Origin of the sequence: Embleya sp. NPDC050154, assembly GCF_044460165.1 — a bacterium.
In the GTDB taxonomy this organism is placed as follows: Bacteria; Actinomycetota; Actinomycetes; order Streptomycetales; family Streptomycetaceae; genus Embleya.
The window spans coordinates 473,954-497,242 of sequence record NZ_JBITJP010000004.1; the positions used below are offsets into that span (position 1 = coordinate 473,954).

The 23,289-nt window shown below is 70.9% G+C and carries 23 protein-coding genes and 2 pseudogenes; 13 read left to right on the top strand and 12 right to left on the bottom strand.

Going from position 1 to position 23,289, the window contains the following annotated elements:
* The first annotated feature begins 88 nt into the window (after positions 1 to 88).
* Positions 89 to 1,333 carry a LacI family DNA-binding transcriptional regulator gene (locus ACIBSV_RS11420; protein WP_395861645.1) on the top strand — a complete coding sequence of 415 codons (1,245 nt, stop codon included), beginning with the start codon at positions 89 to 91 and terminating at the stop codon, positions 1,331 to 1,333.
* A gap of 93 nt (positions 1,334 to 1,426) precedes the next feature.
* On the opposite strand, the gene ACIBSV_RS11425 is transcribed toward ACIBSV_RS11420, so the two are convergent.
* Entirely contained in the window at positions 1,427 to 2,416 is a 990-nt protein-coding gene (locus tag ACIBSV_RS11425) for an NAD(P)H-dependent oxidoreductase (protein WP_395861647.1), read from the bottom strand.
* A 169-nt stretch (positions 2,417 to 2,585) separates the two neighbouring features.
* On the opposite strand from ACIBSV_RS11425, the gene sigJ reads away from it, so the two are divergent.
* Positions 2,586 to 3,533 carry an RNA polymerase sigma factor SigJ gene (gene sigJ, locus ACIBSV_RS11430; RefSeq protein ID WP_395861648.1) on the top strand — a complete coding sequence of 316 codons (948 nt, stop codon included), beginning with the start codon at positions 2,586 to 2,588 and terminating at the stop codon, positions 3,531 to 3,533.
* Between the two features lie 13 nt (positions 3,534 to 3,546).
* Here the strand turns inward: sigJ and ACIBSV_RS11435 are convergent, their stop codons facing one another.
* Positions 3,547 to 4,350, bottom strand: a complete 804-nt coding sequence (locus tag ACIBSV_RS11435) for an ATP-binding protein (protein ID WP_395861650.1) — start codon at positions 4,348 to 4,350, stop codon at positions 3,547 to 3,549.
* Positions 4,351 to 4,730: 380 nt separating this feature from the next.
* Between ACIBSV_RS11435 and ACIBSV_RS11440 the strand changes: the two genes are divergently transcribed.
* Complete coding sequence (locus ACIBSV_RS11440) at positions 4,731 to 5,936, top strand: hypothetical protein (protein ID WP_395861652.1); 1,206 nt, start codon at positions 4,731 to 4,733, stop codon at positions 5,934 to 5,936.
* Positions 5,937 to 6,357: 421 nt separating this feature from the next.
* Here ACIBSV_RS11440 and ACIBSV_RS11445 read toward each other — a convergent pair whose 3' ends face one another.
* A complete protein-coding gene (locus ACIBSV_RS11445; protein WP_395861654.1) occupies positions 6,358 to 6,738 on the bottom strand; it encodes an FtsX-like permease family protein in 381 nt (126 codons plus the stop codon).
* 24 nt (positions 6,739 to 6,762) lie between these two features.
* Positions 6,763 to 7,686 carry an ArsR/SmtB family transcription factor gene (locus ACIBSV_RS11450; RefSeq protein WP_395861656.1) on the bottom strand — a complete coding sequence of 308 codons (924 nt, stop codon included), beginning with the start codon at positions 7,684 to 7,686 and terminating at the stop codon, positions 6,763 to 6,765.
* Positions 7,687 to 8,338: 652 nt separating this feature from the next.
* Between ACIBSV_RS11450 and ACIBSV_RS11455 the strand changes: the two genes are divergently transcribed.
* A complete protein-coding gene (locus ACIBSV_RS11455; RefSeq protein ID WP_395861658.1) occupies positions 8,339 to 9,961 on the top strand; it encodes a protein kinase in 1,623 nt (540 codons plus the stop codon).
* A gap of 416 nt (positions 9,962 to 10,377) precedes the next feature.
* Positions 10,378 to 10,518: a hypothetical protein gene (locus tag ACIBSV_RS11460; protein ID WP_395861856.1), complete on the top strand. Its 141-nt coding sequence runs from the start codon at positions 10,378 to 10,380 to the stop codon at positions 10,516 to 10,518.
* 98 nt (positions 10,519 to 10,616) lie between these two features.
* On the opposite strand, the pseudogene ACIBSV_RS11465 reads toward ACIBSV_RS11460, so the two are convergent.
* The 3 genes and pseudogenes from ACIBSV_RS11465 to ACIBSV_RS11475 form a co-directional block, all read right to left on the bottom strand.
* Positions 10,617 to 10,781: pseudogene (locus tag ACIBSV_RS11465) on the bottom strand (IS5/IS1182 family transposase); the annotation flags it as partial.
* A gap of 134 nt (positions 10,782 to 10,915) precedes the next feature.
* The gene (locus ACIBSV_RS11470) at positions 10,916 to 11,329 is read right to left on the bottom strand and encodes a hypothetical protein (protein WP_395861659.1); all 414 of its coding nucleotides are present in this window, start codon (positions 11,327 to 11,329) and stop codon (positions 10,916 to 10,918) included.
* Between the two features lie 26 nt (positions 11,330 to 11,355).
* The gene (locus ACIBSV_RS11475) at positions 11,356 to 11,943 is read right to left on the bottom strand and encodes a TetR/AcrR family transcriptional regulator (protein WP_395861661.1); all 588 of its coding nucleotides are present in this window, start codon (positions 11,941 to 11,943) and stop codon (positions 11,356 to 11,358) included.
* 328 nt (positions 11,944 to 12,271) lie between these two features.
* On the opposite strand from ACIBSV_RS11475, the gene ACIBSV_RS11480 reads away from it, so the two are divergent.
* Positions 12,272 to 12,586, top strand: coding sequence for a hypothetical protein (locus ACIBSV_RS11480; protein ID WP_395861662.1), 315 nt, complete (start codon positions 12,272 to 12,274; stop codon positions 12,584 to 12,586).
* A 343-nt stretch (positions 12,587 to 12,929) separates the two neighbouring features.
* Here ACIBSV_RS11480 and ACIBSV_RS11485 read toward each other — a convergent pair whose 3' ends face one another.
* Entirely contained in the window at positions 12,930 to 13,673 is a 744-nt protein-coding gene (locus tag ACIBSV_RS11485; RefSeq protein ID WP_395861664.1) for an SDR family NAD(P)-dependent oxidoreductase, read from the bottom strand.
* 173 nt (positions 13,674 to 13,846) lie between these two features.
* Here ACIBSV_RS11485 and ACIBSV_RS11490 point away from each other — a divergent pair, with 173 nt between their 5' ends.
* The 3 genes and pseudogenes from ACIBSV_RS11490 to ACIBSV_RS11500 all read left to right on the top strand — a co-directional run.
* Positions 13,847 to 14,377: a hypothetical protein gene (locus ACIBSV_RS11490; RefSeq protein ID WP_395861666.1), complete on the top strand. Its 531-nt coding sequence runs from the start codon at positions 13,847 to 13,849 to the stop codon at positions 14,375 to 14,377.
* A gap of 225 nt (positions 14,378 to 14,602) precedes the next feature.
* Positions 14,603 to 14,860 (top strand): hypothetical protein, encoded by a 258-nt coding sequence (locus ACIBSV_RS11495; RefSeq protein ID WP_395861668.1) that lies wholly within the window; start codon positions 14,603 to 14,605, stop codon positions 14,858 to 14,860.
* Between the two features lie 304 nt (positions 14,861 to 15,164).
* Positions 15,165 to 15,338 (top strand): annotated as a pseudogene (locus ACIBSV_RS11500) (GNAT family N-acetyltransferase); the annotation flags it as partial.
* Between the two features lie 198 nt (positions 15,339 to 15,536).
* Here the strand turns inward: ACIBSV_RS11500 and ACIBSV_RS11505 are convergent.
* On the bottom strand, positions 15,537 to 16,151 hold the full coding sequence (locus tag ACIBSV_RS11505) for a class I SAM-dependent methyltransferase (RefSeq protein WP_395861669.1): 615 nt from the start codon (positions 16,149 to 16,151) through the stop codon (positions 15,537 to 15,539).
* A 177-nt stretch (positions 16,152 to 16,328) separates the two neighbouring features.
* Between ACIBSV_RS11505 and ACIBSV_RS11510 the strand changes: the two genes are divergently transcribed.
* Both ACIBSV_RS11510 and ACIBSV_RS11515 read left to right on the top strand, forming a co-directional pair.
* Positions 16,329 to 17,588, top strand: a complete 1,260-nt coding sequence (locus ACIBSV_RS11510; protein WP_395861671.1) for a sensor histidine kinase — start codon at positions 16,329 to 16,331, stop codon at positions 17,586 to 17,588.
* Positions 17,585 to 18,277: a response regulator gene (locus tag ACIBSV_RS11515; RefSeq protein ID WP_395861673.1), complete on the top strand. Its 693-nt coding sequence runs from the start codon at positions 17,585 to 17,587 to the stop codon at positions 18,275 to 18,277. The genes ACIBSV_RS11510 and ACIBSV_RS11515 overlap by 4 nt, the downstream gene beginning before the upstream one ends.
* Positions 18,278 to 18,506: 229 nt before the next feature.
* On the opposite strand, the gene ACIBSV_RS11520 is transcribed toward ACIBSV_RS11515, so the two are convergent.
* From ACIBSV_RS11520 to ACIBSV_RS11530, 3 genes are all read right to left on the bottom strand, one after another.
* A complete protein-coding gene (locus ACIBSV_RS11520; RefSeq protein WP_395861675.1) occupies positions 18,507 to 19,526 on the bottom strand; it encodes a PQQ-binding-like beta-propeller repeat protein in 1,020 nt (339 codons plus the stop codon).
* A 1,818-nt stretch (positions 19,527 to 21,344) separates the two neighbouring features.
* On the bottom strand, positions 21,345 to 21,665 hold the full coding sequence (locus tag ACIBSV_RS11525) for a hypothetical protein (protein WP_395861677.1): 321 nt from the start codon (positions 21,663 to 21,665) through the stop codon (positions 21,345 to 21,347).
* Positions 21,666 to 21,784: 119 nt separating this feature from the next.
* Positions 21,785 to 22,075, bottom strand: a complete 291-nt coding sequence (locus ACIBSV_RS11530; protein ID WP_395861678.1) for a hypothetical protein — start codon at positions 22,073 to 22,075, stop codon at positions 21,785 to 21,787.
* Positions 22,076 to 22,367: 292 nt separating this feature from the next.
* Here ACIBSV_RS11530 and ACIBSV_RS11535 point away from each other — a divergent pair, with 292 nt between their 5' ends.
* Positions 22,368 to 22,667, top strand: a complete 300-nt coding sequence (locus ACIBSV_RS11535) for a hypothetical protein (protein ID WP_395861680.1) — start codon at positions 22,368 to 22,370, stop codon at positions 22,665 to 22,667.
* Positions 22,664 to 23,083, top strand: coding sequence for an HAD family hydrolase (locus tag ACIBSV_RS11540; protein WP_395861682.1), 420 nt, complete (start codon positions 22,664 to 22,666; stop codon positions 23,081 to 23,083). The genes ACIBSV_RS11535 and ACIBSV_RS11540 overlap by 4 nt, the downstream gene beginning before the upstream one ends.
* The last annotated feature ends 206 nt before the right edge of the window (positions 23,084 to 23,289 follow it).

The following is a 23,289-nucleotide window of genomic DNA, read 5'->3' on the forward strand; positions in this document are numbered from 1 at the left end:
TACCGACCCGCAGGCCAGGCTGACGCGTCGGCGGCACGGCGGCAGACGCGACCAAGCTGGACCTCCGTCGAGAGCTGCCGGGCGGTCCGTGAACGTTCACGTGAACGGTCACGTGAACGTTCACGAGTCTCCATGCACCCGGTTTTCACTGTCAACCCTCGAGACTGCTCCACCACTTCGTCCGCGGAGCGCGGATGCCGGGGCGCCGCGGACAGCGCACGAAGGGCGGACACGGCAAACGGCTAGAATCGCGCACACGATTCGGATTCGGCGATGCGCGGCAATGGTCGGGCGAGGGGACGGCCACATGCAGAACCACGGCTGGAAGTCCGGCGGTTCGCGCGTCACCATCGAGGACGTCGCACGCGCTGCGAGCGTCTCCCGACAGACGGTTTCGCGCGCGATCAACGACAAGGGCGAGATCGACCCCGAAACGCGCGCGCGGGTCCTCGACGCCGCGCAACGGCTGGGCTACCGCCCCAACAGGTTCGCGCGCGGCATGGTGTCGGGCGCCGGCATCACCCTCGGGCTACTGGTTCCCCATCTACGGAACCCGTACTTTCCCCAAGTCGCCGACAGTGTGGTGGATTCCGCAGCCGAACTCGGGTGGACAGTGGTCGTGCACCACACCCGGTCGACGGTCGAGGGCGAGCGCTCGGCTCTGGCGGCGATCCAGCGGCAGGCCGACGCGTTCGTCGGGTACCTGGAGCACCGGGAGTCGTTGGTGCGGGCCGAGCAATGCCATATGCCGTTCGTCCTGTTCGGTGGAGAGGACTACAGGATCACCGGCCCGCGATTCGCCCGCGTAGACGTCGATTTCCGCCACGGGATGCGCTTGGCACTGGGACACCTGCGCAAGACAGGCCATTCGAGGATCGGGTTCCTTGACGTGCGCAAGCAGTCCGCACCGGGCGAGCCGAGTCCACGCGCCGCGACCCTCCTCGACCTGGTGGACGCCGAGTTCGATATCGCCCTCGGGACAGCCGCGGAATCGACCGTGGAAGCCGGGGCCGAAGGCGCCCGCAGACTCCTGGCCGAGCACCCGGACATCACCGCGATCATGACGTACAACGACATCACCGGCATCGGAGCCGCCCGTGCCGTGATGGCCGCAGGGCTTCACATACCCGAAGACTGCGCGATCGTCGGCTTCGACGGCCTGGACGTCGCAGACCTGGTGGACCCGCCGCTGACGACGCTGCGCGTCGACCTGCGACGACTTGGGCGGGAGTCCGTGCGCCTGGTGGAGCGTGCGATCGGAGGGTCCGCCGACGAGCCCACCGCTGTGATCGCACCAACCCTGGTCGTCAGGCGCTCGACCGTGGGGGAATGAGCACACCGATCCGCAACTCGAGGCCCCGGCCCTGTTGGCCACTCGCGCGGTTGCCCGCGGTCCAGCCCGGGAGTCGACGGGCCCGCCCGGGCGTCACGGTTCGAGGTCGACGACCCCCCTGCCGCCCGGCATGTCCAGCGGCACGGAGACCTGGTCGTGCGTGATCAGCCAATCGCCGTCGATCTTCCGGAAGCAGAAGGTGACCCGGACCCACATGCCGCCCATTGCCGTCCCGTCGGGCAGTGTGCCGCTGAGGCGACCGAAGGCGTGCGTGAACGCCACGTCTTCGCCCACTGTGGGCATCAGGTGGCGCAGCTCGTAGGTCACCTCCCGGAAGAACGTGAACACGTTCGCCCAGTTCTTGAGTTTCGCGTCGATCCCCACGTGCTGGAGCGGCGGATCGATGTCGAAGGACACGACGTCCGCGGAGTAGAGCCGCCTCAGGCCCTCGAGGTTCTTGGCCCGGATCGCGTCGACGATCCGGCCGATGTGGTGGCGGATGGCGGCTTCGTCCGTCTCGCGCTGTGTGGGTGTGGCTGTCCGTCCTTCCGTGCTGTGGGCGACGACGTGGTCCAGCAGTGTGTCCAGGGCGCTGACGTGGTGGGCGCCCGGGGCGAGTGTCGCGTGGTCCTCGAAGTCGGTGTGCAGGGACAGCGAGACCTGCGGGGTCACGGCACCCATGTGGAGCAGCTCGCACAGTGTCCGCAGCTGCCGGGCCGCGCGGGTGCCGCCCCCACCGCCGTAGGAGACGAACCCGACGGCCTTGTGGGTCCACTCCGCGTACAGGTAGTCGATGGCGTTCTTGAGGACGCCGGGGATGGAGGCGTTGTACTCCGGGGTGACCATGACGAATCCGTCGAAGCGGGCGATGGTGTCCGCCCATGCCCGGGTGTGCCCGTGCCGATAGCGCCCGGCGAGCGCGGGCAGCGGCTCGTCCAGGTGCGGCAGCGGGTGGTCGAGCAGGTCGATCACCTCGAATTCGGCGTCGCCGCGGCGGGTCGCCCGCTCGTGGACCCACCGGGCGACCTGGTCGCCCTTGCGGCCGGGGCGGGTGCTGCCGATGAGTATTCCGATCCTGGTCATCGCTGTCTCCCGAGGTGTCCTGCCCGGGCTCTCCGGGCCGGTGGTGTCTGTGAGCAGTACGACGACGCGGCCCCGCGGAACGTCAGGGGGAGTCGTGGACCTGACAATCGGACGTGCTCTCTCGTCGGACCGGTGAGGGACGATCCGAACTTGGGGAGCCATCGAAACCATGACCGATCACGCGGCATCACGGCACGACGAGTCGGACGCGGGCTTGGGCGCGATCATCAGCGAGCGGCGGCGGCTGATCGGTCTCGCCTACCGGCTCCTCGGTTCCCTGGCCGAGGCCGAGGACGCGGTCCAGGAGACCTACACCCGTTGGTACGCCATGTCCCGACAGCGGCAGGACGCCATCGACTCGCCCGGCGCCTGGCTGACGACGGTCGCCACCCGCGTGTGCCTGGACCTCCTCGGCTCGGCACGTGTGCGGCGCGAGCGCTACGTGGGCGAATGGATCCCGGAGCCGCTGCCCGAGCGGACCGACTGGATCAGCGGGCGCCCGGGTACCGCCGCGACCGACCCCGCGGACCCGGCCGACCGGGTCACGCTCGACGAGTCGGTGAGCATGGCGTTTCTCGTCGTCCTCGAATCCATGACCCCGGCCCAGCGGGTCGCGTTCATCCTGCACGACGTCTTCGGCTTCTCGTTCGCCGAGATCGCCGTGATCACCGGCCGTACCCCGGCGGCGTGCCGCGAACTGGCCTCCTCCGCCCGGCGCCGTGTACGAACCTCCCGGCCCCCCGAGGTTCCGGCGGCCCACCAGGCGGGCCTCGTCGCGGACTTCAAGCGGGCGTGGGACGCACAGGACATCAATGCCCTCGTCGGCCTCCTCGCCCCCGGCGCCACCTTCACGGTGGACGGGGGCGGCGTGGTCGCCGCCGCACTCCACCCGATCGAGGGCGGCGAGGGGATCGCGCGGTACCTCGCGGACCTCGCCGTCCGGGCATCCGGCGGCCTGATGGTCCTGGAGCGCACGGTCAACGGTCGAGCCGGACTGGTGATCGAGCACGAGGGCGTCATCGTGGCGGTGTACGCGTTCGACGTCGCGGACGACCGGATCACGCGCATCTGGGCGGTGCGCAACCCCGACAAACTCCACCCGTGGACGGCGGGCTGACCGCAGGACCGGTTCAAAGTCGGGGCTGGTGTGCGAAGTTGCCGGTCCCAACAGTTCGCCTCCATGACCATCCGAACACGGACGTTCGTCGGAGCCCCGAACGACGCACCCGTCCCCGACGCGTTGCCTCTCCCGTCGTGGACGAGAGCGACGACGTACGTTGCCCGACCCGGAGGGCGCCGGACGATCCGTCTGCTTCGGCGAGTGCGGCCCGCCGACCCAGCCGGTGTCGTCGGCGACGGATGCCTGGTTCGAGGAAGACGACAGGGCCGAAACCCTGGTGGACACCGCACGACGCCCGCTTCCTCGTGTCGGGCGGGGTCGGCTCGACGCGTATCCGAATCACACGAGGCGCAGGGTGACGTGTGTGGTGTGGTGGCGCGGTTCCTCTCGGATGTCGACGCTTTCGGCGAGGTGTTCCACGATGGCCAGGCCTCGACCGGGTTCGCCGTCGGCGCATGGGGGGAGGGCGCTCGTTCGGCTCGCCGGAGTCGACGACCCCGACGCTCAGGACACGGTCGGTCAGGACCAGGATGATCGCCATGTCGGCGCGGCCGTGCCGGGCGGCGTTGGCGGCCGGTTCGCCGACGATCAGGACGGCGGAGTCCAGGTCGTCTCCGGTCACACCCCAGGAGGCCAGGAGGGCGCGGGCGAATCGGCGGGCGTCGGAGACCCGGCACTCCCGGGCGGGCAGGGCCGCGGCGGCGCACCGGCGCGGGGCCCCGGGTGGGGGTGGTTGCGTGGTGGTCGGTGACGGTGTCCGGTGGCGAAGCTCTCCGGTCTGGGCCGGCGGCGTTGCGTCCGGTGGGACGAACATGGCGAGGCTCGCGATCTATATCGGTCCCGACCCCCGAGGGGGTGACACCGCGGCACCGACCCCAGGGCAGTGCTGCGCCGCCGAATCACCGATGGCGGCCCGCCCCCGCCCCCACCCCCAACCCCAACCCTCACCCCACCCCGACCGCCGACGGCGAACTCGTGAAACCACCAAACGAGACGACACAGTTCGTTTCCATCCGCTGGGAAACGCCTGAGCACGCCCGACGGTCCCGCTGCCCGTACCCTGCCGGGGCGGCGACCGGCGGCGCGTGGCGTGCCGTCACGGGAGCGATGTCGTCCCGCGATCGGGCCACCGGAAATCGGGGTCCGCCGTGGTGCGGAATCCGCTCCGTCCGCGTCGGGCCGGCATCGCGCGCGATGTCCCGGCCACTTTTCACGCCCGCCGGCCGACTGGTAACTTGCCTACTCCCTATCGCCGTTCGTCAAGGGACGCCCGTGACAGAGGACGACCACGCGCAGTCGTTGGCGGAGGAACTCGGCCACGCTCTTCAAGGGTATATGTCCGTTCTCGGCGAGATAGCGATGGCAAGGTCGTTGGACAACGGCGTGCACGGGCCGACCGCCTACTTCGAAGAAACCCGACGAAGAAGCAGACGACTTCTGTCGGTGGTCCACCAGGAACTCGCGAAGCAGGTGGGGGCCGCCGCGGAGCGTGCCGCGGGTGTCGAGGTCGCCTCGGGCCGTCCGGCGAGCGTGGTCGATATCCTCAGGTTCCTGCCGGACCACGTGTCCACCGTCCCGGACCGCGCCGATGTACCCACGCTGGAATCCGACCCGCCCGCAGTGGTCCTCGCTGATCAACTCGCCCGGGGAGCGCGGGGAATCGCCGACCAAGTGCCCATGGACGACGCGGGCGCCCATCCCATGGCCTGGCAGCTGTTGGAGGTGGCCGTAGGCGCGGCCAGGCGGCCCGAACATGCGAAGGACGTCCGCCCGCTCCGGTACGCCATCGAGATGTACGTCGAGGCCGAGTGCATGTCTCGCGATCCGTCCTGGCGAGTCCGTGAGCGCGCCTCTGAGCCGCAACTGGCCGCGGAAACCTGGGTTGCGCGGTGGATGATCGAGGCGACCGCCGAATTCCTCGACAAGACGACCGAGGTGTTCGTCGCCCGGCGCGACGACTACCTGCCCGCACGCGCGGAGGGCGTCGCCGGCGGCGTGGCACGGATGTACGCCCCACGTGGGCAGGGGCAATCCGTGGCACAGTCCGGGGAGTTGCCCGACAGGACCGCGGGTGGTCGTCCGGTGCCCGTAGTCGGAGCGAGGGCGAAGACAGGTGCCCGGCATGCCGACGGCGCCCCGGTGGCGGGCCGCGTTTCGAACGCACCGGCCGAAGTCAACAGGGTCGAACCGGGGGCCCCGGCACCGGGCGCGAAGAGCGCGACCTTTTCGTCCCCGACGCCCGCCCACCACGTTGCCGCCATCGGCATGCGGGCGGTGGACAAGAACCTGTCGGCCGCACCACCTCCCGCGATCGGTCCGGGGAGCAGCGACGCCGCCGTCAACACCACCCGCGAAACACGCATCCCCACCCGCGCCCAAACCGCCCGAATGACCAGGTAGACGCACGTAGCCTGGTGCGTGTCCGCACGCGGTGGTCACGCGGATCCGCACGTAGCCGGTGCGGGGAACGCGGCCGATCGATTCCGATCGGCGGTCGGCGGTCGGCGCCGCGTCGCACGACGTGCTGACCACCGGCCGACGCCCGGAGCATCACACGCTCTGCCCGGCGATCCCGGCCCCGCCGGACCCCGGCGTGACACCCGGCGCCGTACGCGCGTCGTTACCGTGTCGCTTCGTGTCGGAAACGATCGGCCTGCCTGTTGCCTCCTGTCTGCCGTCTGCCGTCTGCGGTCTGCCGTCTGCCGCCGATCGGCGACCGGGCGACCGGCAACCGCCCGGATGCTGGTCCGTGGCCGTTTCGGGCGCGCCGGGGTTGCCACGCGGCAGTGCTACCGCAGGCAGGAGAGTCGCGAGGGGAGGGTCAGTGCCAGGGCGCCACCGGCCACGGCAAACGATACGGCGGGCGACCCGGGCCGGGAGCGATGCGCCCAGGACGCTGATGTTCAGGGGCACCAAGGTCAAGGCGCCGACGGCGGGTGCCGAGGATGACGCCGGCCGCCCAGGTGACGACTGCCTCGGCCGCCACCACGCGTAGTACTCGGCGTCTCCCGGCTCCGACGAGCCGGTGGAGCGCGAACTCGCGGCGGCGCCCAGCGACTGAAGCCGCTGGGAAGGGCCGGGCCGTGCTTGGAGATCCCTTCCGTCCGCTCAACGGAGGTTCCCCGGACTGTGTTTGGAAGCTGCCGCGCCGGGAGCCTGATGTCGTCCGGAAGACCTGAGATCGAGGACCCGCGCATCCCACAACCCGCGCCGTCGACGAGTCGGTTCACGCGGACGAGTTCTGCGGGGCCGACAGGAGGCTGGTTCCCAGGGCGGTGGTGGTGTGCAGAACCGTGTTGGCTTGGCGGAGGCTGGTGACCAGGCCGGTGGCCCGGAGCGCGGCGGCGTGTTGGGAGGCCGACGCGTTGGAGATTCCCAGGTGTCGGGCCAATTGTGTGGTGGTGTGACCGCCCGGGTCTGCGAGCGCCTGCAGGACGGCCGCTCGTGTGCGGCCCAGGAGCGTCGCCAGGCTCTTCGCTGCGTGCGCAGGAGCCGGTTCGCGGACGAGGTCGTTCGTCCGTGGATCCCGGAGCGGCGGGTAGATCAGTACGGGGGTGTCGACGTCGTTGAGTAGTGCCCGAGGGCGTGGGCCGCAGAAGACGTGCCCGCACAGGAGGAGCCCGCGACCCTCCAGATGGAAGTCGACGTCACCCTCTCCGGGGAGGCCGGGAAGCTCCAGTACCGGTTCGCGCCAGTGCGCGTGCGGATGCAGTCCGGCCAGCAAAGCGCCGATCCCGGCGCGTGCCATGATGTCGATACGCCGGGCTCGGTCGGCGTCCAAGACGGCGCGCATGCGGTCGGCGAAGGGCGTTACGGCGATGTCGTGATAGGCCGCCAGGGTGTCGGCCACCGTGTCCAGGGTGTCTCGGTCTCCGTCGGCCAGTTGCCGCACCCACGCGGGCGGGCGGCGGTGCGATGACAGGCGTTGTACATCGGTTGCGAGGCGCTCGCGTGGCGTGGCCCGTATCGCCTCGAAGACCCCCGTGCCGGGGAACGCCGGCGCGCTGGGGGTGAGGAAGTCCGGTACCCAGCCGACAGCCGGGACCAACGACCCGAGCAACGACGCGCGAGGAGGCAGCCGTTCCAGCACGTGACTCCGCCAGGCACGGAAGAGCGGGACGGAGCCCCGGCGCAGGACTTGCAGACTCATCACCGCCTCGCTGATCGGAAGCGCGCGGTGGTGAGCGAACGCCACCCCCGTCAGATCCCGAGCCGTGAAGTGAATACGTAACATGTGCCCCCCATTGTCGGTTTACCCGCCGCCGCAGCCCGGCGGCCGGTGATATTCGGTCACGCCCGAAAGTTGTTGTCGCGATCGGTGCGACCGAAGAGGCTTTACCCAGGCGCGAGGCATGAAGCCTCCCGTCCCGCGCCCCTGACGATTCGCGGCAACGTGTTCGGAACACGCGGTGACCCGCAACAAGGTACTCGCGGTGACAAGCGGGTGAATTCGGTCGCCTCGGGGCCCAGCCCTCGGATTTCAGGGCGGATGCCGTTCCGCGTTCGTAGGCGAGAAGGACAAGGCAAGGCACGAACTCGGTGTTCCTACCGAAGGAGAGATCCACGCGTATTCGTCGTGCGATCGCGATCGCGGCTGTCGACACCGCGCCGCTGTTGGGCGGCTCGGTCGCGCCGGTGTTTGCCGCCGCGTCCCAGGCGGCGGCCGCCGCTTCCGCGGTCGGGTCCGACTGTTTTGCGCGGGGGAGGAAGAGGCCGGTATCGCGGGGCCCGAGGTCTCCTTGCGGCCGGGCGGTGAGCCGTACCCTACGAGTCGGTGTGGCCTTTGTCATCGGGGGTGACGGGTGGAACGCGGGGAACTGGTCGCGGGGCGTTACGAGTTGCTGAAACGGCTCGGCCGCGGCGGGATGGGTGAGGTGTGGGCGGCGCGGGACCGGGTGCTGCACCGGGACGTGGCGGTCAAGATGCTGGTCCTGGACGAGGCGGTGCACGCGGACCTGCCGCGCCGGTTCGAACGCGAGGCGGTGGCCGCCGCGCAGATCAACCATCCGAACGTGGTCGCCCTGTACGACCGGGGGATCCACGAGGACCTGTGGTTCCTGGTGATGGAACGCGTCGAGGGAGCCGACCTCGCCGCGCACATGCGCGACGGGGAACCCGTGGATACGGACCGCGCGCTCGCCATCGCGCGCGAGATCTGCGCGGCACTGGCCGCCGCGCACCGGGCCGGCGTCGTCCACTACGACATCAAGCCGCACAACGTGATGATCACCCCCGACGGCGCCGCGAAGGTCGTCGACTTCGGCATCGCCGGCTTTCTCCAGGCCGCCTTCACCCTCGCGGCCTCCTCCCAACTCGCCCCCGCCGGCACCCCGCAGTACGGCGCGCCCGAGCAGTTCCTCGCCGAACGCGGCGACGCCCGCTCCGACCTGTACGCCCTCGGCAGCGTGCTGTTCGCCCTGCTCGCCGGCCGACCACCGTTCACCGGCCACACCAGCTTCGCGATCATGCAACGCAAGCTCACCGAGGACGCCCCACACCTGGACACCCTCCGCCCCGGCCTGCCACCCGCCCTGACGGAACTGGTCGCCGCACTCCTGGAACGCGAACCCGACCGGCGCCCCCAGAGCGCGGAAGAGGTCCACGAACGCCTCGGCCGACTCGGCACCGCCTCCGCCGCCCCCGGCACGTCCGCCGCGACCACCGTCACTGCCCCACGATCCCCGAAAACGACCCCACCGCACACACAACGCCCGCCGGCTCACGACGGCGCCTTCGACATCTCCTGGACCGGCCGGGAACCGATCACCGACTACGCACCTTCGAGGTTTGACACCTCCCAGTCCGCCGTGCTTCGTGTCGTGATCACCTTGGCGGTCGCGGTGGCCTCCTTCTTCGGCGTGAGCGTCACGGGCGGCTTCGACGACGGCGAAGACTCCTACATCTGGTTGATCCCGAACGCGGTGGGGATCCTGGCCGCAATCTGGCTATTCATCAGCCTCATCCTTCTGCAGATGGGGGTGCGCGCGAACGGACGACACCGGCACGCGCTCCCGAACAGGGCGCCCTGGTCCCTCCACGTCGGCCCCCAGGGCATCGTCACCACCGACGGCTTCCGCCGCACCGTCACCTGGGACCAGGTCGAGACGGTCACCACGGAGGTCGTCGTCGCCCCCGTGCCGTACGCCTATCGCGGACTGTACGTCCACTTCGTCGATGACGCCGGTGGCACTCCCCTACGTCCCGCGGGCTGGTTCTACCCCGACAAGGCTGCTTCCGGCACGGTGGGCCGCATCCCCCTGTGCATCCTGGGCCCGTTGACCGAACAGGAGTACGACGAGCTCACTCAGGCCCTCACCCGCCACGCCGGCGCCCGGTGGCGTCCGGAACTCGGTCACACGCCGTATCTCCGGGAAGGGGGCGCGGTCCGACGACCGGCCGGGGACGACGAGCGCCGGATCGCGTGAGCGTCGACCACGGGGGTGTCGACTCCAGCGCTCGTCCCGATGGCGGTCGACCCCGCGTTGTTCACCAAGACGTCGATGCCCACCCGGCAGCGCGGACGCACCACCCCGGGTCTCGACGACCGACGCGGCATCGGTCAGGTCCGCAGCGAACGCCGACATGCCGACAACGCCGGCCATCCGCGCACCGCGCGACCAGCATGCAGCGGTCGCCAACCCGATTCCGGCCGCCCCGCCGGTCAGCACCGCGGAGGGCCCGGCGAAGCCCCGCTCCCCGGCCGCGAGTTCGTCCCGGCAAGATGCACAGGCGAGACCCGCGGCCCACCGGCGATCCGGCATCCCGGTTGTGCGGCCGTTCGTTCGGCGCGTGCGGCCCAGGCCAGGGCGACCGCGAGGGCGGCGAGCAGCAGTGAGCACGGGTGCCACAGCACGCGGAAGAGCTGGATGACGAAGTCGTCGAGGTCGTCGGCGCCGAGGGGGAGTCGGTGTTTCCCATGACGGTGAGCAGCGTGGCGGTGGCGCCGGACGGCCGGCCGGCCGGCGGTGACCTTCGGCTGTGAGGTCGCGGTGCCGGCATGCCGCTGACCGTATTCCCGCACGGCGCGCCCCGGTGTCCGCCGTGCGCAGGCCGGCCGCCCGGGGGAGTGCCGGCGCCTTGGGGCCGGGTGCGCCGGCGGTGAGTGGTCCACGCCCGGCGGATCAGACGTCGGACGGTGATGATGGAGTCGCGGCGTGGGTGGTCGAAGAAGACGTCGACGACTGCGGTGCGCTGCTCGGAGCAGCGGGCGAGGCGGTGAAAGGCGGTCCGCCGGGCGTGCGTACGTCCACATGTTCCTCGCTCCGCTGGCCCGACTCGCCCGACTCGCCCCGGGGTCCGGCAGGTTGCCGCTGTGGATCCTTGCCTGTGGGGTCGTGCTTGATGCGCCCCCGGCGACGTGTGCCGTTCCGGCGGCCCGGTCAGCGGGACAGCGGTATGAGTACGAGCAGCGGTACGAACAAAGTCCACTGGGGCAGGGTGAACACCGCGCCGCCGAAGGCTGCCACATTGACGGTGAAGAACACGCAGGTGAACGCGGCGGCGATGAACCAGGCGAGAGCCAGAACCGGCCGTGCGGCCGTTCGTTCGGCGCGTGCGGCCCAGGCCAGGGCGACCGCGAGGGCGGCGAGCAGCAGTGAGCACAGGTGCCACAGCACGCGGAAGAGCTGGATGACGGAGTCGTCGAGGTCGTCGGCGCCGAGTAGGGGGTCGACGAATTCGGAGGTGCCGAACAGGTGAAGTCCGGTGATGCCCGCGGCAAGGGCGGCGGCGGTCCACAGCGGCCAACGGCGGCCGGCCGCGGTCGTGGGGGTGATGATGGCGGTGCTTGACACGGAAACCTCCGGTGTGGGGCGGGTGTTCATCGGATCTCAATGCCGCGCGAGATCATCGCGGCCAGTTGGCCGGCCAGCCGGGGCGTCGGGGATTCGCCGACCAGCGCGACATGGAAGAACACCGCTCCGGCCAACGTGTCCAGGACCAGGTCGACCGGCTTGTCGGTGGCGATCTCGCCGCGCTGCGCGGCCCGGTCGAAGACGACCGCCAGTCGGTCCTTGGACGGAGCCAGGAAATCCGTGCGGATACGTGTTCTCAGGACCGGATCGGCGGCGAAGTCGGCGAGCAGCCCCGGCAGCGCCGCGCTGCCGGCCGGTGTGCGGAACTCGTCGATCAGGGATTCGAGCAGCTCGGTCAGGTCCCCGGTGAGTGTGCCGGTGTTCGGGATCGGGGCGTCGTCGGTGGTGGTGAACACGGCCTCGAAGACCAGTTCCGCCTTCCCCGACCACCGCCGATAAATGCTGTCCTTGCCGACCCCGGCACGTGCTGCCACGGCCCCGATCGAGGTCGCCGCGTAGCCGACCTCGACCACCAGAGCCCCGGTCGCGCCGATGATCGCCGCGTGCGAACGGGGATCCCTGGGACGCCCCTTGGGGGAGGAAGAGGAACTCATGGCCTTACCTTACGGGTCGACCCGTTTGATAACAACGGGCGGGCGAACCGAACCTCCTCTTCGCCTCGGGCGCAACGGTTCGAGCGCCGGCGACGCAGTTGCTCTCGTCGACCGTCGCTTCGACCTTCGGGTACCAGTGTTCGTCCGCCGGTTCCGGAAGATGCGGACAGTCAACGGACTGGGGCGATCCGCATCGAAGTCCTCGTTGCCCACCGGTGTTTCGCCGGTTCGGGGGACGGCGACGGTGGGGCGAGCACGTGACGCGCGGTGTTGGCGGCGTCCGTTCCCGGAGATGTTCCTGCGGTGGGCCGCGGCCACGGAGCGGGACGTGGACACCGTGCCGATCAAGGTCGGGAAGAACGCGGGAAAGCACCCCGCGATCGCCTCCCTGTACCGGCCCTCGCCGAAGCCGAGGAAGCCGGCGCACCCACCGACGCCCACCTCGTCGGCCCGCGCCGGCCCTGCCCCCGCCCGGATCACCGGTGCGGGCAGCGGCACCAGCGCCGAGTCGATGGAACGGTTCGCCCGGCAAGTCCTCGACGGCGATCGCGTGCCGGACGACTTGGCCTGGCAGGCCGAGAACGGCTCCGACGACGTCATGGTTCGGTTGCTTGCGCAGACCCGGGATGGAAACGCCGAGTGATCCCGATGCCGCCCCACCGCACGAAAGTGCTCAGCGTCCCCTCGGCGCAAGAGGGCTGGGCGAGCCAACGAGACCATTCTCGGCGCCGACGGCTGTAGGCCTACTACTGGACCCCGGGAACGCGCACGCGTCCGCAGCGAGACGGGCTTCCGCCGGGGCGGACGCCCCCGGTGGAGACACGAGGCCGGGGGCGGGGCAGGGGCGGCGCGTTTGCCTGATCGGGTGAGCAGCGGTCGATGTCGTGCCGGTCCGCCGTGCGCGCGGCGCGTCGAGCATCAGCGGGCCGGCGTAGCGGCCGTTCGGGGGTGGCCGGCGGCGGCGTGGTGCGGCCGGCCACCGATGTTCAGGCGGCGAAGCCTCCGTCCACGGCGATGGCGGCGCCGGTGATGTATCGGCCGCCCTCGCCCGCGAGGTGGGCGACGGTCGCGGCGACGTCCGAGGGCTGTCCGTAGTGGCCGAGGGCGGTGAGGTCCTTCTGGGTGTCGGCGCCCGGGCCGTCGGAGGGGTTCATGTCGGTCTCGATGGGCCCGGGGTGGATCAGGTTGGCGGTGATTCCTCTGGGGCCCAACTCGCGGGCGAACGATTTCGTCAGGCCGATCAGGGCGGTCTTGCTCGTCGAGTACAGGGAACCGCCGGAGAACGCGGAGCGTTCGGCCATGCAGCTGCCGATGTTGATGATCCGGCCTCCTTCAGCCATGTGCCGGATCGCGGCCTGGGACGCGACGAAGGGCGCCCGCACGTTGACGTTCAGGACCCGGTCGATGTCCGCCTGCGACAGTTCCTCGACAGGGCCCAGGACGCCGATGCCCGCGTTGTTGACCAGTATGTCGAGCCGACCGAACTCGGCAGCGGCCCGATCCACCGCCTCGCGCACCGCCGCCGGGTCCGCGCTGTCGGACCGTACCGCCCAGGCCCGGCGGCCCAGTGCCTTGATCCGATCCACCACGTCCGCCGCGCGCTCGGCATTGTGCTGATAGGTCAGCGCGACATCGGCTCCGTCCTCGGCCAGCCTGAGCGCGACCGCCTCGCCGATCCCCCTGCTACCGCCGGTCACGAATGCAACCTTGCCCTGAAGCACCGCAGTCATGTTCGCTCGTCTCTGTGTTGCGTTCGTGGACATGTCGATGCTCGTGGGTCTCCAGTCGGGAGTCTGGCGACATTCGGACGTCGCGTTGGCAAGGTGGACGCACAGCCAACCGCAACGCGGCTACCCCGCTCCGCGGGAAGCTGCGTGCAGGCGCAACCCGTTACCGTGCGGCCATGACATTTCCCAGCGAGCGGTTCGAAGGATGCTTTCCCGAGCTCTTCGGCTTCGTGCTGCTGGATGCCACAGGGCTCGACGATCTCGGTGTCGGCAGCCCTGTCGGCAGGAATCTGCTGCAGTTGTTCAGCACGAGTGAGCAGGGCGATCGGGTCGTACGGGACGGCATCGCGATTCCCGCGCAGAACATCGATCCCGGTTTCTACACCGTGCTCGTACGCCACGCCCGCAGCCCTTCACCGTGGCAGGACCCCAAGGTGACATCCGCCGGGTGGGTTCTGCACGTCCGGTCGGGAGAACTGCTGCTGTGCGGCCTGGGCTACCTCACGAAGTGGACGCCCGACCATCCCCGGCATCGGCGCATTTCCGTACCACCCGGCTGGTACGAAGTGGAAGTCCACGGACACCGATTGCACCCCGACGACCCCGACGACGCCGCCTACGAATTCGTCCTGAGCGGTCCGACCGGCGCCAGGCCCACATTCCATGCCCACCTCAACCACGGCCTCAACCTCATCGACAACGATTGATCACATCGGACTCATTCGTCTACCGCGGGTGCTCCTCAAAGGCGCTGCCCCCGAGCAATACGGAGGCTGAGCCCGGGACATAGTCATGGATCCAGCTCCGGATGCCGTCAGTGGGACGGTAGGACTCCGCGCAGGTGACGAACTCGGCAACGCTGTGGCAGGCGGCGACGCTGGGATCGTTGGGGGACTCGCTCTGCGGAACAGGCGCGGGGGCGATGACCTGCCATGGGCGGCCGACACGTCTGCGTCCGCTGCTCCCCGCTGCGCCCCGACCCCGCGCAGCGCGGCCGGCTCGTGGAGATCCGCGACAACCTGCTCGACCGGATCGCCGAAGCCGAGCGCGAAGGCCGGCGCGGCGAGATCGAGGGACTCCGCGTCAGCGTCGCCGGTGCGGAATCCAGGATCGGCCAGATCGATGCGGCGGCATCGGGCGGGCCAGTCGCGCTCGGCATGCCGACGCCGAGAGCGAACCGCCACGGGTGATCAGGCAGCGGGTGGGGACGAAGCGGCAACCCCTCATGTCGTTCGCCGTCGTCGCGGTGCGGCCGCCCGAATGTCGGGGCGGCTGCCGGACGCGTTGGCCGGCTTTGCTTGGAGAGTGCGCCTTCGTACAAGGCGAGTGCTCGGGCTCCCCGGCAATCTGGACACACGCCGTCGGCGTCCGTTATTTCGATGACGGCACCCACAATCGCAGGGAGTCGGGAATCAATGCGCATACGCCGGACGTCGGCAGCCGTCGCGCTGGGATCATCACTGGGAATCGGTGCCTCGGGTGCCGCACCCGTGTCGGGCGTGGTTGGCCGTCGTGGGCGGCAACGCCCGGGCCCGCAGGTTCTACGCACGCAACGGCTCGACCGACGAAGGCCCGTTCGCCTATCCGGCGGACGGCGCCGCGGACCCCGTCCTCGTCCCCTGCCACCGCTACATCAAGCCTGTCGAAAGACATCCGACGAACTGCTGACCTTCACTCCTGCGGCGGGTGGGATGTTCAGTGGATGGCCACCACCGGCGGTGTCCTTGACGAGGGCAGCGACAGCGCCTGCTACACCCGCCCGCCCGGGTCGTCGACGCGGGCGGCGAGACGCCGACCCACGGCGCCGGCCGAATCCCGGTGGCAGCGCGGCGAACATCGCCTTGCGGCGGGAGGAAGGTACGCCGCCTACGCCGTCTTGGCCCGGTAGACGAAGGCGGGCGGAAGGTTCCGCCACACGGTCCGGGTGCGTTCGACGGTGCCGAAGGCATCGGAGAGTTCGTCGGCGAAGCGGCGTGCCGTCGGCATCCAGGCGGCGTGCCCGTACGCGAACGTCGTCATCCACCCGCCCGGTGTCAGCGCGCCGGTGACCGCGTCGAGGATCTCCCGGCGGACGCCGACCGGCATCACCGCCCAGGGCAGGCCCGAGACGACGGCGTCCACCCCGCCGGACGGGACCAGCCGCGACAGGTCCGCGGCCGACCCGTCGACGACGTCCACGTCCACCCGGGCGTCCGGGAGGGCCGCCCCGGCGCCGGCCGCCGCCAGCGCGGCGCGTCGGGCCAACCGGGCCCGAAGGCCGGCGGCAAGGTGCGGGTTCACCTCGATCGCGACGAGGTGCGCACCGGGCCGCATGCGGGCCAGCAGCGCATCGGTGACCGCGCCGGTGCCGGGCCCCAACTCGACGACAAGCGAGGCGTCGCCGAGCCCGATGCCGTCGGTGAGGCAGTCGGCCAAACCGTGCGAGCTCGCCGCGACGGCGCCGGTACGGAGAGGGTGGCGGAGGAACTCTCGGAAGAACATGCCGAAAAGCTAGGAACGCGGGCCGTCGCCGCACGTCCCCCGGTGAGTCGCGGATGATCGTCCCGCAGGACACCGCGGTGTCCTCCTCGCGGACCGGACCGTCATCCTGAGGTGCCGCCGCCATCCCCCTCCCCGGTACGAGGCGCCGGGACGGGGCCGAAACCTAGCCTGGGGAGCGTGCCCCGCCTCCATCGATTGATTCCGTGGCTGCGCCACCACCGGTGGCCGGTCGACGCCGTGCTGATCGTCGTCCTGGCCTCGCCCAACGACCGGCTGCACGGACCGGGTTGGCGCCCGGTGTGGGTGCAGGTCACGTTCACCGCGGCGCTGCTCCTGCCGCTGCTCGTCCGCCGCCGGTTCCCGCGCGCCTTCGCCGCCTGGGTCGTGGCGGTGGCGTGGCTGCAGTACGCCGTCCACCCATGGCGCGGCGAGCCGCGACTGTGCGACGCCGTACTGTTCGTCGCGATCTACACGCTGGTGGTCCGCGGCCATCGGCGTGCCGCCGCCGCGATGTGCCTCGCGGTCGCGGCATGGTTCACCGCGTACGCGCTGACCTGGTACCTGGACGAGTCCGTGAACTGGTCCAACGTCGCGCTGCTGGTCGCGCTGATGTTCGGCAGCTCGTGGATGCTCGCCGAGTACGTCTTGGCCCGCCGCGCCTACCTGGCCGAGGTCGTGGAGCGCGCCTCGCACGCCGAGTCCGAGCGCCGGGCCCACGCCCGCGCCGCCGCGGCCGAGGAACGGGCGCGCATCGCCCACGAGTTGCACGACGTCCTGGCCCACAGCGTGAGCGTGATGGTCGTGCACGCCGAAGGCGCCCGGCTGGCCCGGCACAAGGAACCGCAGGTGGTCGGCCGCACCCTCGACACGATCTCGGCGACCGGCCGCGCCGCCCTGGACGATCTGCGCCGCCTGCTCCGCGTGGTGGCCGAGCGCGAGCCCCAGCCCACCGTCCAGGACCTGCGCGGCCTGGTCGAGCAAGCCGGCACCGAGCAGCGCCCGGTACGGCTGACGCTGCACGGCAGCCCGGACGCCTTCCCGGCCAGCGCCGGCCTACAGGTCTTCCGCATCGTCCAGGAGGCCTTGACCAACTTCCTCAAGCACGCGGCCCCGGACGCGTCGGCGCATGTCCGTGTGGACTTCGGTGACCCGGGCCCCGGAAGGGTGGCGCAGGTCGAGGTCGTCAACACCGCCGGCCATCGCCCCCGGGCGGCAGAGCGTGTCGACGAAACGCACGAAACCCTCGTGAGCGGCCCCGCCCATACCGCGGTGGCAGGGCACGGCCTGGCCGGCATGCGGGCCCGCGCAGCGCTCTTCCACGGCACCGTGTACGCGGGCACGACCCCGGAGGGCGGATACCGCGTCCGTGCGGAACTCCGCCTCCCCGACTCGGCGTTCCACCACGCCCCGATCCAGGATGCGGCGGTCGCACGATGACCGGCCCCCTCGACGCCGAGATCCGCTCCGGCGAACCGTCCCCGGCACGCGTCCTGCTCTGCGACGACCAAGAACTGATGCGCGTCGGTCTGCGCATGGTGGTGGACAGCCAGGATGACCTGACGGTCGTCGGCGAGGCCGCGGACGGCGGCCGCGCCGTGGAACTCGCCGCGGCGCTGCGCCCGGACCTCGTGCTCATGGATGTGCGCATGCCCGTACTGGACGGCGTCGCGGCCACCGGTCGTATCGTCCGCGAACTGCCCGGCGTGCGCGTCCTGGTCATCACGACCTTCGACCTCGACGAGTACGCGTACGCAGCCCTGCGCGAAGGCGCGAGCGGCTTCCTGGTCAAGGACGCACCCGCCGACGAAATGCTCGTGGCGATACGCGGCGTACTGCGCGGCGGCACCTTCGTCTCCCACTCCGTCACCCGGCGCCTGATCGACCGCTACGTCACCGGCAGCAGCCCACCGGTCGGCCGCGAACGCCTCGACCTGCTGACCGACCGCGAACGCGAAGTCCTCGGCCTGGTCGCCCGCGGCCTCAGCAACCGCGAGATCGCCGCCGCCCTCCACCTCGGCGAGACCACCGTCAAGACCCACATCGGACGTGTACTCACCAAGCTCGACCTCCGCGACCGCGTCCAGGCCGTGGTATTCGCCTACGAATGCGGCCTCGCGACGCGCTGATGCCCCATCGCGGAAACCGTCCGCCAGACGTCCTTTGTCCTTGGGGTGCAACCGGGTGTGGGGCGGCGGCCCGTCGGCTGCCGGCCTGCGGCTCATGACGTGGCTGCCTGTCGACTTCGTCCATCCGGATCGCGTGGCGCTGCCCGGCCATCATCTCCTGCGTCCGGTCAGGGGTGCCGACGCCGCGCTCGACCACCCGCCGCTCTCGGTGTGCAGCCGTGCGTACCGGTCAGTTTTGTCGGGTGGCGAAGACGTATGCGACTCCGGGGTTGCGGGTGATCACGGCGTGGCCGGTGCCCACCGGTAGGGGCATGTCCGAGACGGTGCGTTGGAGGACTGCTTTGGTGCGGAGGTCGACGGCCATCGAGGGGTTCTCGCCGGAGTACAGGACCGGGCCCACGACGGTGACCGGGGCCAGGCGGACCTCGTCCTTGGCCTGCTGCCACAGCAGTTTCCCGGTGTCGGTCTCCCAGGCGGCGGTGGTGTTCGTCGTCGCGACCACGACGACGGATCCCTGAGGGTTGGAGAGCCCGGACTTGTGCGTGCCCGAAAGCGTCGGGCCGGTCGACAGCAGCCTGCCGGTGACGGGGTTGTTGACACTGTAGGCGATGGCGTGGGACTGCGTTGCGCCGTAGTCGTACCAGGCGATGACCAGCTTGTCGCCGTCCTGTTCGACGAGTTCGGGATCCACGGTGGCGGCTGCGCCGGCCGGCCGGGCGAGGTTCTGCGGCGTCCACAGGGTGGCCCCGGTGGCGGGATCGAACCCGGCCAGGGTCTCCGCTCTGTGCAGGTCCACGGACTTGGAGTCGCGGCGCCGGTGGACGATCACCCCGGAGGCGACGGTGGCGCTCTCGTCCATGCAGACCCGGTCCTGGCAGGGGATCCGCCAGCCGGGAGCGTCGCTGCCGGCGTCGCTGATCACCAAGGCCCCGGCGTCGCTTCCCCTGCCGTGCTCGGTGACGATGCGCCTGCCGTCGACGATGAAGGGCTTGTCCTGGCCCGGGTATTCCTTGTGGGCGATGCGCTGCCCCTTTTCGTCGAAGACGTCGACCACCCAGGCCGTCTTCGCCGGCGAGATCCCGTCGGAGGGAGTCTTCTTCACGCTCTCGCTCACCAGCGCGGGACGGCCGTGCCAGGTGCCCGCGACCGGCTTGCCGGGAACTTCGACGCTCGCGTGACTCGCGCCGGTCGCCGCGTCGCGGAACTCCACACCACTGCCGTCCCCGCCGTCCCCGTGCGGCGTGATCAAGGCGACGCTCGCGCCGACGGGTGCGGCGCTCGCTCCTCGGCCGGTCAGTTGCGCCGACCAGAGCGGTGCGCCGCGTACGCCCGCCGGTGGTTCCCCGGGAAACGCGGCCGCCGTGGACCGGCGCCCCGCACCGCCCGAAGCGGCCGCCGTTGCGGCGGATCCGCCATCCGGGCCCTTCGGGCTCCCGCCGCCGGAATCAACGCATCCCGCGACTGCCAGGCTCGACGCCACACCGACGGCGAGTAACACCACACGCCTCATGAGCACACCAACTCCCCCGTCCGACACAGGTCTTCGACCCGTCCGAGCACGGGCACCATAGCCGACGGCGCGCGTGATCGCTCTTCCGGCCGAACCGGCCGGCACGACAGTGGGCGTTCGAGGGAGTACGGTCTCGGGCCGCTGCTGGCCGGCACGACGGCGGCGGCGGGCCCGGGGCGCGGTGGATCCGGCTTCGTACGTCGAGCACCCTCACCGGTTTTGGACGATCGACGGCCCGCCCCCACAGCGGCGACGTTTCGCAGGCGCGGCGCGAGCTTCGGTCGGGTGACGCCGATCGTGTCCCGGGCGCGGTCGGTGCCGGCGTCACGCCTGCCGGCACCGAAGCGCCCGCCCACCCCGCGGCCTCGGGGCAGGGACCGCAGGGCCGCGGCGGGACCCGGCGACGGGGAGACGCCGGACCACCACGACGGGACGGGCACAACGACCCACCGGCCGCCGAGTGACGCCTACGCTCCCGGAGACAACCGGCCGACCGCGTCGACCCACCCGCCGGCCGCGGAAACGGCCTTCGTAGCAGTCGGACGGTTCGTGGGCGAGCAGGGCGGCCTGGCGGCACGCGTCCCGGTCGCCTACTGCGCCGGCGCGGTCGGCGGCGGCCGGGAGCACGGTGTTCAGGGTGAGCGCGAGCCGGAGGATTGCATGACGTACCTCCTCGGCCTCGTCGTCGCCGATCGCCTCGCCGGGCCGCCCGCGGGATCCGGGCCCCCTGCCCTCCCGCCAGGGACGGCGCGCCCTGCAGCGCGAGGAGCGCCGCCGCCAGGACCGGCGAGGCGTTGTCCCACAACGCGGGGAGGATCTCTCCCGGTCCGCGCACAGCGCCAGGAGACTGCCCGCCGCTCCCGCCGGGCAAAAGCCCTGGCATGCCGCCCGCAGGACGGACCCCGTGTCGCCGGGATCGACCTCGCGCAGCGCGGCGTCGTGCTCCTCGAGCAGCACCCGCACGTCTTCCGCTCACCGTCGTCGCCGCCGCCCATGCGCGCCCCACCTTTGTGTCCGTCCGCGAATCCTCATCGCCGAACCGGTCGACCGCGATAGGGAAATCACCCACCCAAGGGGCGCAACTCCGCCGAGTCGCCTTCCTGTTGCTTCCGCACGGCCGGTGTGTCGTCGGCCGGGGCCCGGTCCTCGCACGGGTGGCAGACAGCGTGGCGGTGACGAGGGGGCGGGGCGAGCAGGTGCTCACGCGGGTTCAACGACTTCGCCGGCCCCTGGGTCGCGCGCCGGGCCCGCCCGCCGGACGCCCCCGCGCGGTACCACGCGGCCGTGCCACCTCCGTGCCACCTTCGTCCTCGAGGTACAGGCCACCACCGTCGACCGCCTCCACGCCCACGGCCCGATCGACGGGAAGGCGTTCGCGACCCTGCGCCGACCCCGGTGACCCCGGTGCGCCCGCCGGTGCGCCGGACGGTGAGGTGACGGTGCGGTCGGGGATGAGGGCCCCCGACCCGCCGAACCGGAGTCCAATAGACGCAGGTCGGAAGCACTTTCTGTGTATCTGAGCAAGACCCGGACGCACCCCCTGGCAGGGGCGCGAGGTCAGCCGCTTTCCCGGCCTGGCAGGGGCGCACCGTCCAGGAAGGCGTGATAGGTCTCGACGGCGCCCGGCTCGATTTCAGAGTTGGAGGGGCCGTAGCGGGTGTCGGTGCGGTCCCGCTTCGGCCCGGAGACCCAGAACTCCTCACCGGTCGCCACGTCGTAGAAGTTCGCGTCGGACATCCCCCCTGCACGGCGCAGTGTCCTGCCGTGAAAGTACGCGGTGCTCCAAGTCTTCGAGAAGTCCACCCACCCGATCCACGAGGGTCCGCGGTCGGTGCTGTAACCAGTCTTCAACTGCACGAACATCAGACGTCGAGGCATACGTTCAGGGTCCTGCACAGGCCGCACCTGTGACCAGCCATTTTGCGGGCGCCTACGAGACCCGACGCCACCGCCGACAAGGGCCCGGACAGGTGGGTACGACCCGATGCACTCTCCGCCTATCCGATCAAGACCCGCACACGCCCACTCGTTCGCGTTGGTGGCTGGTGAGCGTGTCCCAGGCGGCTTTCTGCCGGGACGACCCACCGGGCGACCGGCGTGCCGCGATGGACCACGTCGAGGACCACGTCGTCGAGCCGGGCCCGGGAGTGTTCGGTGGCCTGGGCGCTACCGGCGTCGGCGAGTCGTCCTCGCAGGTCGTCGTAGCCGGTGGAGATGTGCACCTGCGGTGGCAACACCGAAACGTCGTGGCGTCCGGTCGGCAACACCGGCACCGCGACGGTCCTCACCCACTCCTCGAGCCACCGCAACTCGTGCGCGAGGATCGTCCACACCCCCCCGTGTGGGGCCAGTACAGGCACACCGTCGGGACACCGAGAACGCGATCCGCTCCCTAGCGGCACACCCGGCGGTACGCGTTGTGTGCGAAGGCTTCGCGGGCTTCGCGGGCTTCGCGGGCTTCGTCGGAGGCACCGCCGGTGCAGGGTCGATCAACCCGGCCGAGAAGAATCACATTCGTTCGACGGGCCCGTTCGCATCCAACCAATGGTTTCGCGGGACTTGCAGTGCTTGAATGCCGCGGTGGTCTTGGACGTGGGGGAACTGCTTGCAGCGCACGATCGCATCCTGCGTGGCTCCGGTTCGGCGCATCCGCGGTTCGGCACAGTGGTCGAGCGGATCGGACCGTTGACCCTCACTCACTACGGTACCCACTGCATCGTCGAGCACCTCGCTCTGGACGCCTCGACCCCGGTCGCGCGGCTTGCCGCGCAAGTGCGGCAGAGCGCGGCCGAGCGTGTGGAACCTGTGGAGTGGCGTGTGTTCGCCCACGACGCCGAGGCGTCGCAGCTGACGGCCTCGCTCGAAGCGGCGGGTCGGTGACGTGCGCGTCATCGAGCCGGCGGCGCGGTTGGCCCGCGGCCGGGGTCCCGGCGTCCCTGCTGCGATCGCCACCGGCAGCAGTCGCCGTTTCGTCCGGGCGGGACTGGGACGCCGCAAAGCCGGCCCGTGTGTTCGACGTGGTCGTTGTCCGTGATGACGTCGCGCGCGGCAAGCCCGCCCCCGACATCTTTCTCCGCGCCGCAGGACTGTTGGGGGTCCCGGCCCGCTGCTGCGTGGTCTTCGAGGATGCCGATACCGGCATCGCCGCCGCCCTGGCTGCCGGCATGCGTGTGACCGATGTGCGGCGGCACCTCACGGGGGTCACCGACACACGCCGATCCGTGGCGTCCCGGCTTTCCCCGCGAACGCGGGTGATGGGCCGGTTCGACGACCGGCAGGCGCCCAACGGGCCGTGAGCCGGGTGCTTTTCCCGGGTTTCGTGGCGGTCCGACCGGGCTGCGGAGGTGATTCCACGGGTTGTCCGGTCGCGGTTCGGGGTCTTCGATGTGGAGCAGTGCGCGAAGGCAGCGGTGGAGTGCGGTGTGGCCGGTGCAGTCGATCGCGCGCATCCAGGGCAGCGGTGCCATCACTTGGGCGATCGTCTCGCTCGCGCACGCGTCCA

Excerpts from the sequence above, each read along its gene's own strand:
- ACIBSV_RS11450 (WP_395861656.1), bottom strand. The coding sequence starts at position 7,686 with ATGAGTCTGCAAGTCCTGCGCCGGGGCTCCGTCCCGCTCTTCCGTGCC.
- ACIBSV_RS11475 (WP_395861661.1), bottom strand. The coding sequence starts at position 11,943 with ATGAGTTCCTCTTCCTCCCCCAAGGGGCGTCCCAGGGATCCCCGTTCG.
- ACIBSV_RS11525 (WP_395861677.1), bottom strand. The coding sequence starts at position 21,665 with ATGCCTCGACGTCTGATGTTCGTGCAGTTGAAGACTGGTTACAGCACC.
- ACIBSV_RS11495 (WP_395861668.1), top strand. The coding sequence starts at position 14,603 with ATGGGCGGCCGACACGTCTGCGTCCGCTGCTCCCCGCTGCGCCCCGAC.
- ACIBSV_RS11435 (WP_395861650.1), bottom strand. The coding sequence starts at position 4,350 with ATGTTCGTCCCACCGGACGCAACGCCGCCGGCCCAGACCGGAGAGCTT.
- ACIBSV_RS11490 (WP_395861666.1), top strand. The coding sequence starts at position 13,847 with ATGACATTTCCCAGCGAGCGGTTCGAAGGATGCTTTCCCGAGCTCTTC.
- ACIBSV_RS11440 (WP_395861652.1), top strand. The coding sequence starts at position 4,731 with ATGTCCCGGCCACTTTTCACGCCCGCCGGCCGACTGGTAACTTGCCTA.
- ACIBSV_RS11425 (WP_395861647.1), bottom strand. The coding sequence starts at position 2,416 with ATGACCAGGATCGGAATACTCATCGGCAGCACCCGCCCCGGCCGCAAG.
- ACIBSV_RS11485 (WP_395861664.1), bottom strand. The coding sequence starts at position 13,673 with ATGACTGCGGTGCTTCAGGGCAAGGTTGCATTCGTGACCGGCGGTAGC.
- ACIBSV_RS11505 (WP_395861669.1), bottom strand. The coding sequence starts at position 16,151 with ATGTTCTTCCGAGAGTTCCTCCGCCACCCTCTCCGTACCGGCGCCGTC.
- ACIBSV_RS11515 (WP_395861673.1), top strand. The coding sequence starts at position 17,585 with ATGACCGGCCCCCTCGACGCCGAGATCCGCTCCGGCGAACCGTCCCCG.
- sigJ (WP_395861648.1), top strand. The coding sequence starts at position 2,586 with ATGACCGATCACGCGGCATCACGGCACGACGAGTCGGACGCGGGCTTG.